Source organism: Pantoea sp. App145 (assembly GCF_047947045.1).
GTDB lineage: Bacteria > Pseudomonadota > Gammaproteobacteria > Enterobacterales > Enterobacteriaceae > Pantoea.
The window spans coordinates 330,811-346,788 of the sequence record NZ_CP133291.1 but is presented as its reverse complement, the minus strand read 5'-3'; the positions used below and the strand labels follow the sequence as shown (position 1 = coordinate 346,788).

The 15,978-nt window shown below is 55.1% G+C and carries 13 protein-coding genes; 2 read left to right on the top strand and 11 right to left on the bottom strand.

Annotated features, from left to right (window positions below):
* The first annotated feature begins 110 nt into the window (after nt 1-110).
* Both RCF31_RS21495 and fhuE read left to right on the top strand, forming a co-directional pair.
* Entirely contained in the window at nt 111-998 is an 888-nt protein-coding gene (locus RCF31_RS21495) for a LysR family transcriptional regulator (RefSeq protein WP_299450129.1), read from the top strand.
* 436 nt (nt 999-1,434) lie between these two features.
* A complete protein-coding gene (gene fhuE, locus RCF31_RS21490; RefSeq protein WP_416413308.1) occupies nt 1,435-3,606 on the top strand; it encodes a ferric-rhodotorulic acid/ferric-coprogen receptor FhuE in 2,172 nt (723 codons plus the stop codon).
* A gap of 43 nt (nt 3,607-3,649) precedes the next feature.
* Here fhuE and RCF31_RS21485 read toward each other — a convergent pair whose 3' ends face one another.
* The 11 genes from RCF31_RS21485 to RCF31_RS21435 all read right to left on the bottom strand — a co-directional run bounded on the left by RCF31_RS21485 (nt 3,650) and on the right by RCF31_RS21435 (nt 15,966).
* Nucleotides 3,650-4,486, bottom strand: coding sequence for a hypothetical protein (locus RCF31_RS21485; RefSeq protein ID WP_416413306.1), 837 nt, complete (start codon nt 4,484-4,486; stop codon nt 3,650-3,652).
* A gap of 1 nt (nt 4,487) precedes the next feature.
* On the bottom strand, nt 4,488-6,053 hold the full coding sequence (locus RCF31_RS21480) for a hypothetical protein (RefSeq protein ID WP_416413305.1): 1,566 nt from the start codon (nt 6,051-6,053) through the stop codon (nt 4,488-4,490).
* Between the two features lie 14 nt (nt 6,054-6,067).
* Complete coding sequence (locus RCF31_RS21475) at nt 6,068-7,522, bottom strand: OmpA family protein (RefSeq protein WP_416413304.1); 1,455 nt, start codon at nt 7,520-7,522, stop codon at nt 6,068-6,070.
* Nucleotides 7,523-7,789: 267 nt separating this feature from the next.
* On the bottom strand, nt 7,790-8,305 hold the full coding sequence (locus RCF31_RS21470) for an SRPBCC domain-containing protein (RefSeq protein WP_416413792.1): 516 nt from the start codon (nt 8,303-8,305) through the stop codon (nt 7,790-7,792).
* A gap of 115 nt (nt 8,306-8,420) precedes the next feature.
* Nucleotides 8,421-9,269 (bottom strand): VOC family protein, encoded by an 849-nt coding sequence (locus RCF31_RS21465; RefSeq protein ID WP_416413303.1) that lies wholly within the window; start codon nt 9,267-9,269, stop codon nt 8,421-8,423.
* 23 nt (nt 9,270-9,292) lie between these two features.
* Nucleotides 9,293-10,444, bottom strand: a complete 1,152-nt coding sequence (locus RCF31_RS21460; RefSeq protein WP_416413302.1) for an amidohydrolase — start codon at nt 10,442-10,444, stop codon at nt 9,293-9,295.
* Between the two features lie 2 nt (nt 10,445-10,446).
* Nucleotides 10,447-11,556: an alkylhydroperoxidase domain protein gene (locus tag RCF31_RS21455; RefSeq protein ID WP_416413301.1), complete on the bottom strand. Its 1,110-nt coding sequence runs from the start codon at nt 11,554-11,556 to the stop codon at nt 10,447-10,449.
* A 12-nt stretch (nt 11,557-11,568) separates the two neighbouring features.
* Nucleotides 11,569-12,564: a putative FMN-dependent luciferase-like monooxygenase gene (locus RCF31_RS21450; RefSeq protein ID WP_416413300.1), complete on the bottom strand. Its 996-nt coding sequence runs from the start codon at nt 12,562-12,564 to the stop codon at nt 11,569-11,571.
* On the bottom strand, nt 12,561-14,171 hold the full coding sequence (locus RCF31_RS21445; protein WP_416413781.1) for a dipeptide ABC transporter ATP-binding protein: 1,611 nt from the start codon (nt 14,169-14,171) through the stop codon (nt 12,561-12,563). Before RCF31_RS21445 ends, RCF31_RS21450 begins: the two co-directional genes overlap by 4 nt.
* On the bottom strand, nt 14,168-15,025 hold the full coding sequence (locus tag RCF31_RS21440; protein ID WP_416413780.1) for an ABC transporter permease: 858 nt from the start codon (nt 15,023-15,025) through the stop codon (nt 14,168-14,170). Before RCF31_RS21440 ends, RCF31_RS21445 begins: the two co-directional genes overlap by 4 nt.
* Nucleotides 15,025-15,966 carry an ABC transporter permease gene (locus tag RCF31_RS21435; protein ID WP_208617362.1) on the bottom strand — a complete coding sequence of 314 codons (942 nt, stop codon included), beginning with the start codon at nt 15,964-15,966 and terminating at the stop codon, nt 15,025-15,027. The genes RCF31_RS21440 and RCF31_RS21435 overlap by 1 nt, the downstream gene beginning before the upstream one ends.
* Nucleotides 15,967-15,978: the final 12 nt, after the last annotated feature.

The window sequence follows — 15,978 nt, the reverse complement described above, 5'->3', positions numbered from 1 at the left end:
TAACATTGCAGGTTATTTGTTGCTCTGTTGTTAATGTCTGTTCATCCTGGCAGGCCGCAGTGATAAATTATATTCTCTGATTTTTATCAATTAATTCCTGGTGGGAATGAATGGAGCTAAAAGACCTGCATTATTTGCTGGCGGTGAAGGAAACCGGACACCTCGGCAAAGCGGCACAATCCCTTGGTATCACCCAGCCAGCGCTAACCAAATGTCTCCAGCGGCTGGAAAAGTTCTATGCCACACGGCTGATTTTAAAGGTCGGGCGGGGTATGCAACTGACGGAAGCGGGACTGCTACTTTGTGAACGTGCTCAAAAAGTGGTGCATATGATGCAGGTGACACGCCAGGATTTGCAGGCGCTGGGGGCCGGCACCGCAGGGGTGATTCGGCTCGGCGTGGCCGCTACGGCAGCGGAGTTTATGCTGCCTATGCTGACCCGTGATTTGCTGCACAAGGCACCGACAGCCCGGCTTGAAGTGACGGTAGGGATGAACGACCTGTTACAGAAACTGCTGCGTGAAAACAAGATCGATCTGATCCTCGGTTTTTTGCCGGACGGTAACAGTGAGTTCGTCACCCGCCCGCTCATTGATGATCCGGTGGTAATCGCTGCCAGCCGTCGTCATCCGCTGGCGAATATACACCCCACGCCGGAGCAACTGGATCAATACAGCTGGCTATTGCCATCGTCGAATGTTGCCACGCGCCAGTGGCTGGAGCACCGTCTGCGGAGCGGGGGGTATGCGCCACCACGGGTACAAATGGAAAGTAATACCCTGTCGCCATTGCGTGAGGTCATTGCCAGTACGCAGCTCCTGAGTTTTCTCTCGCGCCGCTTGCTAAAAGGCGAGGGCGATGACGCCATGCTGGTGGAGATCCCGTTACCTCTGGTCATCATGCCCCGTACTTTTGGCTGGCAGTTCCGATCATTAAGTGAGTTGTCCCCGGCATCGCGTTTATTGGTTGAGTTAGCGGAAAAACGCTGGCACTGGTAACAGCACGTCACGTAGCGGCGCAATTTATTGCGCGTCTTTGGCAGCATCGCCGGAATACACCCGCGCGATAAGTCGCGCCGCAACGGATCCGTGCTGTTATTGGCCTGGTCGGCATCAATGCGCACCGTTTTACAGTTGTAATAATCACCTTTCTCAACTCTTTCGTATTATTACTCATTGAAGAATAAACGAATTTCCCGCAGGAAACTTTTGGCCGCAAAGTAACAATTTCTTGCAATAGAAATCTTAATGCGTATATTTCTCATTTGCTTTCTTAACGACATGTTTACTGTCGCGCTGTGAGTGCCCGGACGGCACAGTCAGGCGCTTCCTCTTACCTGACATTTATTCTTCAACTCCTTTTGCGGCGAGATGCCAGCAGACGTACAGCGGGTGTGTCGTCATCTAAATAAAAATAAGTTGATTGAGGAATATTATGTCTTTCGAAGTTAAGCGGGTCAGGGGATCGCAACCAGCGTTGCGCCTCTCTGTGCTGGCGTTATTGATTGCATCAGGAATTGCTCATGCGGCTGAAGCCGATAGCAAGGAACAAACACTGACGGTAAACGCCAGCACCGACGATCAGCAGCAGCAGGCCGCCAGCGATTACAATGTCCCGGTCACGCGTGCGGCTACCAAAATGGCCCTGACTGCGCGTGATACGCCTCAGTCCATCAGCGTCATCAGCAAACAGCGTATGCAGGATCAACAGCTGGAAACGCTGAATGATGTTTTAAAAAATACCACCGGTATCAGCGAATTTAATTCCGGCGCTAACCGCAGCAATTTCTACTCACGCGGTTTTATGATCGATAACTATCAGGTCGATGGCGTCCCGGTGTTGATTGATTCCCAGTGGAATATTGGCGACACCCTGTCTGATACGGCCATTTATGACCGGGTCGAAGTGGTGCGTGGTGCCACCGGCTTAATGACCGGCGCAGGTAGTCCGGCGGCGTCGGTGAATATGGTCCGTAAACGTGCCGACAGCAAAGAATTTAAAGCCGATGTCTCAGCCAGTTATGGTAGCTGGGATAATCAGCGTTATGTTGCCGATCTCTCCGCACCGCTGACTGAGTCAGGCAATGTGCGTGGTCGTGTAGTGGCCGGTTATCAGGATGGCGACAGCTGGCTGGATCGTTACCATACCCAGAAGAAATTCCTGTATGGCGTGGTTGATGCCGATCTGACCGATTCCACTACGCTGTCCGTGGGATACGATTATCAGGAAACCAACATCTCGGGCGCGACCTGGGGTGGCCTGCCCACATTCTATCTTGACGGCAGTAAAACCAATTATTCCCGTAGTACCAACCTGGCACCTGACTGGGCGTACAACAATAGCGACTCGAAATCCGTCTTTGCCAGCCTGAAGCAGGAATTTAACAACGGCTGGCAGTTCACCCTGAGTGGCACGCATACCGAAGCCACCATGGACAGTAAGCTGCTGTATATCGATGGTTACTTTGATAAAACTACCGGCATCGGTATTGGGCCTTATGCGGGTTATGACCTGCTCGGCGGCACTGGTTATAACACCGCGAAGCGCAAGGAAAATTCTGTTGATGCTTACGTCAGTGGGCCGTATGAACTGTTTGGTCGTCAACATGAAATGATGGCTGGCGTAACCTGGATTCGCCAGAATGATCGCTACTTCAGTTCATCCACCAGTTTCACCTCGGCTGATGTCGGTGATTTTAATGAGTGGGGCAATTATCCGGAGCCAGACTGGGATCCGCAGTCGCTGGCACAGGACAATACTATCAATCAGAAGTCAGCCTATCTGGCGACACGCATTTCGCTGGCCGATCCGCTGCATCTGATCCTCGGTGCGCGTTATACGAAGTACACCGCCGATACGCTGACGCAGAATATGGAAAAGAACAACATCACGCCTTACGCGGGCCTGGTGTATGACATCAACGATACCTATTCCGCCTACGCCAGCTACACCTCAATTTTCAAACCACAGACCTACCGCGATGTGAATGGTGCTTACCTTTCGCCGGTCACGGGTAAAAGTTATGAAACCGGGATTAAGGGGGACTGGCTGAATAGCCGACTGACCGCCTCAGTGGCCGTTTTCCGTATCGAACAGGATCACCTGGGAGCAACGGATTACGCGCTGGTTAATGGTGGTACGGATTATGCCTACTATGAGCAGAACGGCACGGTCAGCAAGGGTATTGAATTTGAAATCAATGGAGCGGTGACGGACAACCTGCAAATGACCTTCGGCGCGACCCGCTATGTAGCGAAGGACGGTGAGGGTGAAGCGCTGAATCCAACCCAGCCGCGTACTTCACTGAAGTTCTTCACCAGCTATCGCTTGCCGATGCTGCAGGATCTGACGGTAGGTGGCGGTGTTAACTGGCAGACCCATACCTGGGATCATGTAGCCGGTCCGGATGGCGCCAGCACGCTGTATGCCGATCAGGGCAGCTATGCGTTGGTTGACCTATTTACGCGCTATCGCGTGAATAAACAGCTGTCAATCCAGGCGAACCTGAACAACCTGTTCGACAAAACCTACAACATTGATGTGGGCAGAAACACGGTGTACGGTGCGCCGCGTAACGTCTCCATCTCAGCAAACTATCGTTTCTGATGATGTGAAAAAAGGAGGGGATGTTTTGGCATCCCCTCTGTTTTTACTGGAGATCAACATTTAATGCTGGAGCACCAAAACTGACCAGCACAGCGTTTGAGGCAGTGAAGTAATCACGCCAGAACGCTTCTAACTGCTGCAAAACTTTTCCTGAACGATAGTTATTCTTCGCATCGGTATCAATCAAACCCGCTCCAGCGACAAAAACCTTTGCCCCGGAAAAATCGGTCAACAGGTTTTGACTTTTGACCTGTTCCAGTTCTTTTTCGGGTGACAGTAAACGCAACGCGTTATTGCGATAAAAGCTATCGAATGCACTGTTTTCCAGCATGTCCGAGATCAGGAACACCGTTCGTGATTGAACCGAATCCTGTTGCAGATCGCTGCTTATACGTTTAAGACTGTCGAGGATTTCGCTTTTTGCGATGTTGTCCCCTTTCTCGGCGAAACTCTTCGCCATTAACGTGCCAACGGTTTTAGCAAAGAAACTTTTTTGTTCCGCCAGGCATTGGTCGAGATGCTTCAGACTTTCCATACCCAGATTGTCGCGGATTTTCTTATCCACCAGCAGCGGCTCGAGGCGACCATCAAACAATCGCTGCATAAAATTATTTTGCAGCAATGCAGAGAACTGATACAGCACCACGCGATCGCCAGGTTGGCTAAAACGCAGAATTTGCTGCCAGCTGGCGTTCTTGATCTCCAGAGGGACTTTTACCGTCTGATCGATAATCACCACCAATTCACGACCACTACTGGCTGGGCGATATTGGGTTAATTTCGTGAAATCATAACAGCCGGGAATATCATTGCGTTCGGCTGCCTGTGCCAGGGCGCTTGCCCCGGCCAGCAGCAACAGACATGCTGTGATAAGCCTCACCTTACCCACCTCTGGCTTTATGCAACACCAGCTGAACTTTGCGACGGTGCTGCAAAGCCTCAAAAGGCAGACCAGCGTCTTCAGCAACCAGCAGGAGTTCCTCATCGTTAAGTACGGTCAAATCACCCAGCTCCGCAATGCGGGCTTTATCATCTGCGTTGTTTGGCTCAAGAGCCACCGGGGTGAGGGCCGCAGGTGCAGGTTCAACCACTAATACCGGTTCTGGCTTATGCATCTCGCGAACATGAGCGGAAGGAACATAAGACTGACGCGATGCAGCATGCTCATCGGCCTCGATTTTGTCGCGTTGTTTACCACGAACATATTCATCAAAGGTGCGAACGTCATTTCTGGCGTTACTGGCACTGCTGGCTCGCTGCATGGCCATACGATTTTGCAAACTGGCCAGTTTATCCTGGGCATCACGTTCGACACGCTCACGACGCATGGCATACCATGCTGCGAACTCTTCTGAGCCACTGAAGTTACCGACGTATTTCGCAGCATGCCGGGATTCGATACCCACCAGTGAGCGATAATAGCCAATCAGAATGCCAATAAGCTGCACCCCAATAAAGATCACCGAAAGGATAATAAACGTCAGTTTTGAAGCAAAGACGCGATTGTCAGTCACTTCCTTTGCTGCCTGCTGATCGGCTTGCTGATTATCTTCAATGGCCTGCTGTGGCAGTTCAAATGGCGAGCTGGTACTGACAGCGCTGGTCTGGCTAAAAGGCGTGCCATTCACTGCCTGAGTTTCAGCAGCGTTGATGGTGGCAGCGCGAATAAAATAGGCACCAATGGCAAAGGTGATAATCAGCAGCAGGGTGACAACGGTTTGAACATACTGAGGTTTCGCGCCGATACCGTGTTGAACGCGGTTAAGCATTTGCAGATAGCTGGGGGCATCATCATCGATGCGGGTGTTCTCCAGAGAAACTTCTGGATCTTTCTTCAGCGCCTGAGCGTTGCCTTCAAGATGCGCTTCTTTATGCCAGTAGCGGATTTTTTTCAGCAGCGTATTTTTGTGCAGTTGTGTCCCCATCAGATGTGTCGCGGGGACGAGGATCACGCCAATCAACACTGAAACCACAATAGCGGACAATTCAGCCTGGTTTGCTGAAATATTGTTAGCAATAAAAGGTGACAGGACCAGTGCGAAGATGAACGCTTCAAGGATTACCAGGGCGATACTGCACAGCCACAGCACCACGCTGGTGGGTTTACGTCCGCGCTCATCGACTTTATTGAGATAATTGACGCAGCGGAGATAAAAATCGGCGTCGCGGTTTGAAATACTGTGAAACTGATAAAATTTACCACACAGCGCTTCTTCTGCCGGATGCCAGATTAATTTGCCCGTGCCAGGGCGGCGTGATTCATGGCTGCGAGCGAGACGGCTGATAGTCCCAATCACCGGTAATGAACAAAACAGGTTAAGGAAAAAGTAGCGTACCTGTTCCCACCATTTAATTGCCGTGATCGTTAATGCCAGCAGAGCGAAAAGTGGCCAAAAAATATAGCGATACGTCGCGATAGTCTGAAATAAGGTATTTAAAATTTCCATTCGATAATTTTCCGTTATCCACGCTGAGGAGCATATTCAGCCAGCCAGGGCTGGCGGTGGTTGCTGTAGAACAATTGGCCTTGCTGGGCCGGATGACCGGATTTCGGTAACAACAGGTCAAGACAGGAAACGGGTTGCTGTTGGGCGTTTTCGATGTAGACACGGTAAAGAATGCTGTCCTCACCTTCCCAGCTATTTGCGATGCCGGACATGGCTGTCAGTGAGGTGCGTTTCCCTTGTGCGTAGCCAGGCGTGATGATTATCTGCGGATTTTTGGTCACTTTTGCCCCGTCTTTCAGCACCGAAACTGGAGTGAGGGTGACGAGGTTGCCATTAACTAATCCGGCCCAGGCCCGGCCATTCATATTCGGCAGGAATTCCTGCGTTTCGTGTTTCTCAACCGGCTGGCCGCTGGCGAGATTTTTCGCCATTCCACTGACGCGTGGCAGGTCGGTCAGACAACTCCCCGCGACACTGCTGGCCTGTGCCTGGCTGATCAGGCTAAAGCCCTGAGACAACGGCTTCAGATTACTGGCGAGTCCTGTCGAATGTGTCGATGCCGGTGAACCACCAAAGTCGATAAAGTTGGCTGGATTGGTCACAACGGAACTTGCCATTGGCGTCGCTATCACTGGCGTCGAGGCAATCTGCGGCTTTCTGGTGGCAGCCTGAGACTTTTTCGGTGGTGCCGGGCGAGCCGCTGTGCTTTCTGCGGCTGAACTGTAACGCAAATAACGTGGGTTGTTATCCTCCAGGGCCAGACGCTGGCGTAGCAGACCTTCATTGGCCAGTGCCACCATTTCAACCCGGCGATTCTGCGCTCGCCCGCTGGCTGAGTCGTTATCGGCCAATGGGCGGGAAGAACCTACGCCCTGGAAATAGAGCTGACTGGCCCTGATACCGCTTTGTTCGAGTACCAGCCCCACATTATGAGCCCGGGCTTCGGAAAGTTGCTGATTATACGCCGGGCTGCCGGTAGCATCTGTATGCCCCACGACTAATAGCACACCCTTGTCATCCTGCTGACCACTTTTCATCACGGCAGCAATTTTCTGTACCTGGCGCAGTCCAGCGCTGGTGAGGTCAGCGCTTCCACTGTTAAACATGGAACCATCCTCAACCTGAGCGACGAACCCCACCTGATCCTGTTTGCTATTTTCCTGTGCCTTCAAAGCCTCAGTACTAATACGGATTTTTTCTTCCTGGGCGATTTTTTCCAGCGCCTGTTCGCGACTCTGCCAGACGTTACCCACCGCGCATCCCGCTATCCCGCCTGCCAGTCCACCGACCAGCGCTTTTTTAGCGTCATGGGTAACGAGATAGGTTATGCCACCGCCTAATGCGGCACCGCCTATACAACCGGCTGCTGTGCCGTAATCACGGGCAAAATCATGCATGGATGAGCAACTGCTGGTGAGAGAAGCTGCGACCAACACGGATGCAGCCTTCTTAACAAAGGGTGAATTCACATCTGTTCCTTGATTAAAAAAACATCAGTACGTGGTTTGAGTGAGCCCCAAATCAATAAAAAAAATTCACCTGTTGTTATCGTCCGTAAAATCTTCAACTTTAGTTTTTTACTAAAATATACTTAATTCAACGTGATAAAGGATGAAGGGAGGAGGGTTGCTGACGTGATGAGGGATTTTAGATAAGTAATTCTGTTTTTATGGCAGGCTATCTGTTGCCGGCAATCATTTATACCAGTCAGATGAAACTGACTGGCTTTTACTTGATTACGCTTTTTTTGCTCTGGCTGCCGCCACCAAACCATCCAGCCACTCCTGATGACCATTAATCATCGGGTTCGGCTGCGCTTTTGCCAGCTCTTTCGCCGGGTTACCGTTCTGCGTTTCCTGGGTCAGAATACGCACGCGGTTGTCCGACAGATCTTCCACCAGCCAGGCATGCAGCACGTCAAGGCGATCATCGGCACCTTCCTCGCCTGCCCAGCCATGCCAGGCAACACGACCTGCCTCACCAGCAGAGGGTGCAACGTACTCTGTTACACGCGATTCAACCGGGAAACCAAAGGTCTCAAAGTAGAAACGGTCATCCTGTGCCAGCACCGGGCCTTTGTTGTCGTAGAAGCGCGCATTGGCCGAGTTTTTGTAATAAGTTGGCCACAGCGACGGCGTTACCAGCAATGGCCAGATTTCTGCCGCAGTCAGACCCGCGACAATTACTTCATTCGAACAGTAATTATCGGTTAAACCCGGTACAAAGCCTTTCGGCCATACAATTGCATTCATTTTCATGTTCGTCACCTCGCATTGATTTGATGTAACAAGCATGGGCGAATTTCTCATATAAATGAAATGGATAGTCATGATATGAGATATCAGGAATTTTTATTTCAGGAATGGGTTACTGCTGAAAACGTAACGCCACACCCAATGCCTGTTCTGCCGCTACAATCACTGCGTGTTCCGTCTCGCTAAACGGCACATCTCCCAGCAGTAAGCTGGCTTTTACTTTGCTGAGGTCGCGAGTTTGCAGGCTCAATGCTGCCATGCGCGCGCTGCCGTCATAATCTGCTGGCAGGCTATTAAAGCGTTGCAGCACATAGTCGGCTGCCGCGAAACGTACCGTTGCAGCCCCGGCTTTTAACACGAAAGCACCTTCCTGACAGGCCAGTAACCTTCCGGCACCGAATAAGCGGCTGTACACCAGCGCGGCGGCTGCCGGATCCTGCGCCACCACCACAAACTCCACGATATTGCCGACGCCATTGGGATGTTGTTGCCAGGCCGCTTGCCACACCGCCTGTGGCGTCTCATGCTGGCAGAAGAAACTGCGACCATTGGGCACCAGCGCCGGGCGTAAACGCACGGTGCGAAAGCGCGCCTGCTGTGGTGATCCATCGGGCAGGATAACCGGACGATAAAAACTGGCAGGTGGTTCGCCATCGATATCCTGGCTTTCCAGGTACCGCCACACCGCGTCAGCATCGTCGCTTTTCCACACCAGCCCGCTTAAGCCCAGTGGGGACTGCCACAAATCCTTGCGCAGGTTTCCGCGTTGCGGTTCATAACCCAGCAGCTCCAGATAATTTTCGCCAAAAACCGCCAGGTGATTGCTGGAGCCAAGCGAATGATGGCCGCGTTCGGTGAGTTGAAAACCCAGCCTCTGATACAGCGTACGCGCTTCATCCAGTCGATCGGCCACATTGATCACCACATGATCCAGTTGCGGCAGTGGAGCGATAATCGCCATTGGTTTTCTCCTTGTTCGTACGGTCACGAGGTCAGTTCCTGAGTTTGCTGCACCTCAGCCAGCGCCTGTTGTGCGAGAGCGGTAAAGTACGCCACTGCGGGTGCAAGCATCGCTTCATCCGGGTCGAATGCCGGATGATGCAAACCCTGTGTGCTGGCACTGCCGATACTGACAAAGGTGCCGGGCACATGGTGCAGATAAAACGCAAAGTCCTCACCGCCCATCTGTGGGATTGCCACTTCCGTCTGGTATCCCTGCTGCTGAGCCACTCGCAGCGCGAAGTCGGCCCAGGCGGGCGTATTCACCAGCGAAGGAGGGCCTGGCTGCCACAGTAGCTCAGCTTCGCCATTAAACCCGGCCGCGATACCCGCGATCAAATTGCGTATTTTATGCACTACCTGTTCACGAACCTGTGCGTTATGGGTACGTACCGTGCCTTCCAGCTCCACCTGATGTGGCAGGACATTCCAGCTATTCCCAGCAGTAAATCGCGTCACGCTGACCACCACCGATTCCAGCGCGCTAAACACGCGAGCAGGCAGGTTTTGCAGCGCGGTGACGATATGGCTGGCGATGACAATCGCATCAACACCTTCGTGAGGTCGCGCCGCATGCGCACCTTTACCGTGAATGTGTATCTGAAAACGATCAACGTTGGCATAGAAGGCACCGCCGCGCGTGCGCAGCGTACCCACCGGCAAATCCGGTGCATTGTGCAAACCAAAAATGGCCTGCACATTTTGCAATGCCCCGGCATCAATCAGCTGCTGTGCGCCATTAAAGGTTTCCTCGGCGGGTTGAAACAGAATCCGCACCCGGCCGGGCAACTGCGCTTCAATCCGTTTGAGCTGATGCGCCACGCCGAGCATCACGCTGCTGTGCATATCATGACCGCAGGCATGCATCACGCCTTTCTGCTGCGACTGCCACGGACGATCGGTGAGTTCTTCAATCGGCAAGGCATCAATATCGGCGCGCAGGGCAATTACCGTATCGCCCTGACCAATCTCCGCCACCACTCCGGTTTCCAGTGCCAGCGGTAACAAACGGATATGAGCCTGTTGCAACCAGCGGGTGATGCGGGCGGTGGTGGCGTGTTCCTGATTAGACAGTTCAGGGTGCTGATGCAGTTCACGTCGCCAGTGGATAAGTTGTTCGGTAGAGAGGGTTGTCATAGTTATCCTTTGGCGTCGTCAGGCAGGAAGGGTTCGCCCAGCGTCAGCATCAGGCGGTTGGCCCAGGCAAAGAAGGCGGTGGACTGCACCAGATCCAGCAACTGCAAGGTATCCAGCCCGTGAGCGCGTAGTGCCTGCAACTGTGCCTGGCTGGCACTGGCCGGGGTGACGGATAACGCGGCGCTGAAATCGATAAGCGCCTGCCAGCGCGGTGACTGTCCGTGCGACAGTTCCGCACCGGGCACCACATTGAGCAACTTTTGCACCGCAGCCTCCTGTTTCGCCAGCTGACTGGCTTTACGCGCATGGACTGAGGCGCAATAGATGCAGCCATTCACCTTACTGACCACCGTGGCCGCCAGTTCACGCTCGGCGCGCGGCAAGCCACCTGCGGTATAAAAGATGCCTTTATCGGTCAGGGTACGCTGTTCCAGCAGCGGCAGGTTGCGTCCCAGCAGGCGGAAATAGTCAGAATCACTATGACCAAAACGCGCCAGCGTGGCTTTTTCCTCGTTGTCGAATTCCTCAAGCGGTTTGGCGGCCAGCCAGGGTTCCCATCCCAGTTCCTGCTGGGTAAAGGCGGTGAGGGCGGTCTTGCCGCTCAAGGTCAGTGGCGCGCTATGCCATTTTCCGGCTACGGCGTGCTGCTGTGTGTTTAAGTCATCGCCCTTGAGCAGGCGGAAACCGGCCAGCAGACGGCTCTGGAAGCTGACGAACGCAATCAGCTGCGCCAGTGTGACAATGCCGCGCGCTGTCCAGCCCGCGCTTTGCAGATTGGCAATGTGCTGCGGTGTTGCTTCTACCGGATGGAAACTCAGCCGCTCGGCGAAAGCGCGTCCCGCCTCTTCGCGTGCGCTGTGCTGCACATCCTGTACCTGCTGTTGGTAGTGCGCCTGTAAAGCCACTTCGCCATGCCAGGCGGCGACCTGGGCAGCCAGCGTGAAGCGTTCCGGTAACGGAAAATCGTCATCATGCTGACTAAACAAGACTTCATAGCTGCCCTGGGTGTGACGGGTGGCAGCATCGCGTTGGGTGCGTGCCTGCGCCAGCGCCAGCGCTGAGGTGGGATCAATATCGGCCAGCGCTGCCAGCAAATCATCGGGTTGAGACATGAATTTCTCCTGTTATGCGTTGCGCAGCGGTGGCGCGATGTGGTCGGCAATCAGTTCAATCGAACGCAAAATATCGGCATGGGGAGGATCAATCGAATGCACCTGGAAGGTGATATCAGTGGCGCGTGCCAGCACGCTATCCTGCGCCAGAGAGGCCAGCACCGCGTCAGGATCGCCGAGATGGGCGTCAAACTGGCGGATATGATCATCCAGTGACGCACCCAGGATGCTATGTCCGCTAGCCTGGAACTGGTCAGCCTGACGTTGCAGACCCGGTTCGGCCAGGCGACGCGCATGGTGGGTGGAGTCTGCGACGAAGGCGGTGCGTGAGGCGAGAATTCGCGGCGCGATTCCTTCTGGCAGCGCAGTCAGATAGGCGTCGATCATCGGGTTCTGTAGCGCATCCAGTGGTAAGTCCGCTTGTCCGGCAGGCCGTGGCTGGGTGCGGGATAACATCAGGCCGTGGCCCGCCTGACCGGCGCGTGCAGCACCTTCGACGGAAAACGTGGCGATCCAGACGCGTTGCGATAACGTCGGTGCGGCGGGATAAAGATGGTTATCCGGATGCGCCAGGGTATCGCCACGCCAGGCGCTCAGTACGCTATGCAGTTGTTCCGCAAAGAAGGGCGCGCGTTGCTCGATCGTCAGGCCAAACGGCAGGAAGGAGGTGGCGGTGCCGCCGGAACCAAAACCGACCTCAAGGCGTCCGTTGCTGAGCAAATCCAGCACTGCGGCGTCTTCAGCGACACGCAGCGCATTTTCCAGTGCCAGGGTGATAATGCCGGTGCCGAGGCGAATGGTGCGGGTATGCGCCGCGATATGCGCGAGAAACACCAGCGGTGATGGCAGGCCACCTTCATGCTCGTGAAAATGGTGCTGCGCAATCCACGCACTATCAAAGCCAAGTCGTTCCGCGTGCTGGATCTGCTCGGTTGCCAGTCGGTAACGCAGCTGTGCGCTACCTTCATCGAGCAGGCGGGTAAAAAAACCAATGCGTTTACGCGTCATGCAGACTCCTTAATCAGCGGACGGAAAGCGGGAATCGCCTCAATTAATGACCGGGTGTAGGGATGGCGGGGGGCAGCAAATAGCGTGACAACGTCACTCTGTTCCACCACTTCCCCTGCGCGTAACACCGTGACGCTATGCGCCAGTCGCCGTACGGTGGCGAGATCGTGAGTAATAAACAGATAGGTCAGGCCGAGGTCGTGCTGCAACTGTTGTAGCAGTTGCAGAATTTGCGCCTGCACGGTGACATCCAGTGCCGAGGTGGCCTCATCCAGCACCAGAATCGCCGGTTCAACAATTAACGCCCTGGCAATAGCCACGCGCTGACGCTGACCGCCGGACAACTCGCGCGCTTTACGCGTCAGCAGCTCAAGCGGTAACGCCACCCGCTGTGCGACGGCAGTAACGCGCTGACGACGTTGTTCCGCTGTCAGGCGGGCAAAATTGCGCAGCGGTTCTTCGATGATGGCAAACAACGTCTGACGTGGATCAAGCGAAGCATAGGGGTTCTGATACACGAACTGAATTTTGCGCCGCAGCTGACGCCGCGCTTCGTTACTCAGACCGTGGGCATCAATACCGTCAATCACCACACGGCCACTGTCGGCCTGCTCAAAGCCCAGCAGAATGCGCGCCAGCGTGGTTTTGCCCGATCCTGATTCACCGACCAGCGCATGGGTGGTGCCGCGCGGCACGGTGATGCTGACGGCGTTTAAAGCCTGAAACTGCTGCTGACGCCCAAGCCGGAAACGTTTATTGATGGCGGAAAGCTGAATTGCCGGGGTGGCAAGCGCTGTCGCGGGGGGCGGTGGCAGAGCCAGTGAATCCAGCGCCGCATCCTGCAACAGCTGCCGGGTGTAGGGATGCTGTGCGGCATTGATCACCCGCCCAGTATCGCCCTGTTCCTGGATCTCGCCGTGACGAAAAACCAGCAGCCGGTCAGCGCGTTCAGCCGCCAGCGCCAGATCGTGGGTGACAAATAACACCGCCGTGCCGGATTCGCGCCGCAGGATATCGAGCAAATCGAGAATGCGTTTCTGCACCGTGACATCCAGCGCGCTGGTTGGCTCATCAGCAATGATGATTTGCGGACGCAGGGCGAGGGCGATGGCGATCAGGACGCGTTGTTTCATCCCGCCGGAGAGTTGATGCGGGTACTGATCCACGCGTTGCTCAGGGTGGCTCAAACCCACGCGGCTCAGTAGCTCAATCACCCGCTGCTGACGTTCTTTACGGCTGATACGCAGGTGCAGTTGCAGCATTTCACCCACCTGTTCACCGATGGTTTTTACCGGATTGAGTGAATTGCCTGGGTCCTGCGGCACCAGGCTGATACGCACGCCGCGCAGGCTGTCCAGCCGTTTGGCGGACCAGCCGCTGATATCAGTACCGTTCAGCACAATGCGACCACTGTCGCGGCGGCCATTTTCCGCCAGCAGGCCGATGATCGCCTGCGCGGTGGTGGTTTTACCAGAACCCGATTCACCCACCAGCGCCACCATTTCACCCGCCTGCAGACTAAAACTGACGTTATGCACCACCGGACGCCATTCGCCTTGCTGGCGATAGCTCAGGGTGAGGTTTTCAATTGCCAGGATCGTGTTCATTTCTTCCCTCCGGCCAGTTGCTGGCTAATACGATTGGCTGCCAGTACCACCGCCACCACCACCATGCCGGGAAAGATCGTCAGCCACCAGGCGGTCGCCAGGTAGTTACGGCCTTCCGCAATCAGGAGTCCCCATTCCGGGGTCGGTGGTGGTGTGCCATAACCGAGAAAACTCAGGGTTGAAAGCGCCAAAATCGCCTGACCAAATTGCAATGCCGCGTAGGCGATCACTGCCGTCAGCGAGTTCGGCAGGATATGCCGCCACAGCACGGTCCAGAAACTGCCGCCACTGCCATAAGCGGCCTCGACAAACTCGCTACGCCGCACGCGTACCACTTCACCGCGTGCCAGCCTTGCGAAGCTGGCAATGGAGGCAATTCCCACTGCCAGCGCAGCGTGTACCGTGCCAAAACCCAGCAAAATCAGGATGCTCAGCGAGAGCAGCAGGGACGGGATGGAGAGCAGTACATCCACCAGCCGCATCAGCAAGGTTTCCGTGCGCTGCCCGACCGCTCCGGCAATCACGCCCAGTGCAGTGCCGACAATCAGGCCCATCGCCACCGCAGCAAATGCCGCCGCCAGCGACTGTGACGCGCCATAAACGATGCGGGTGAACAGATCGCGGCCCAGCTGGTCGGTACCGAGCCAGTAAGTTGCCTGTGGAGGCAGGCGCTGCGCACCAGCAATGCCTTCCGTGGGGTTGAAGTGGGTAAACAATCCGGGTGCGAAAGCCGCCAGCAGCGCCAGTATCATCACCGCCCATGCCAGCCACAGACCGGGTTGCAGTTGTACGCCGTGCCAGCGATGTTTTCTGCGCGAACTCAGACGGCCCGCCGCGTAATCCACCAGACTCATCAATGACCTCCCGCGATCGGTTGTAGCCGGGGATCAAGCAACGGCATCAACAAATCGACCAGCAAATTAATCAGCACAAACCCCAGCGCGGAGATCATCACCACCGCCTGAAGTACCGCGACATCCTGATTGTTGACCGCCTGTTGCGTCAGCTGTCCCAGCCCGCTCAGGCCAAACACCGTTTCAGTAATCAGCGCACCGGCAATCAATTCGCCGAGCAGTAAACCGGCCACGTTCAGCACCGGCAGCAGTGCATTGCGCAATACGTGACGCCATAACACCCGGTTTTCACTCGCGCCTTTGGCACGCGCTACCGCCACGAAGGGTTGGGTCGAGACGTCATCAATGCTACGCAGCAGGATCTGCGCCAGTGGCGCGGAAATGGGCACCGCTACCGTGATCACTGGCAGAATCAGCCCCTGCAACGCCGAAGGATTGATGACCGGAATCCAGCGCAGCTGGAACGAGAAAACCTGGATGAGCGCGATGCCAAGCCAGAAGGTCGGCAGGGAGACAAACAACGCAGGAATGGACTGCAAAAATGTGCGCAGCAGGCGTAATCCCGGCAGCCGCGATAACGCCGCCAGGGCAAACGCCAGCAACGCCGCCAGTAAAAATCCCGGTAGCGCCAGGCTGAGCGTGGCGGGTAGATTGCTGGCGATCAGTTCGCTGACCGGAACGCCCGCCTGCACCGAGTAACCGAAATCGCCACGCAGCATGGCAAACAGGGTATGCCCATACTGCTGCCAGATTGGATTGTCAGCACCGTAGGCCAGCCGCATCTCGGCAATTTGCGCCGGGCTAAGGCCGAGGTCCGGGTTCTGAAACTTAATCAGAATCGCGTCACCCGGCAGCACCTGCAGCAGCAAAAATGACAGGGTGAACGCCGCCCACAATACCAGCAGGCTTTGCCCCAATCTGTGCAGCAGAGAATGTTGCATTATCAACCTGCC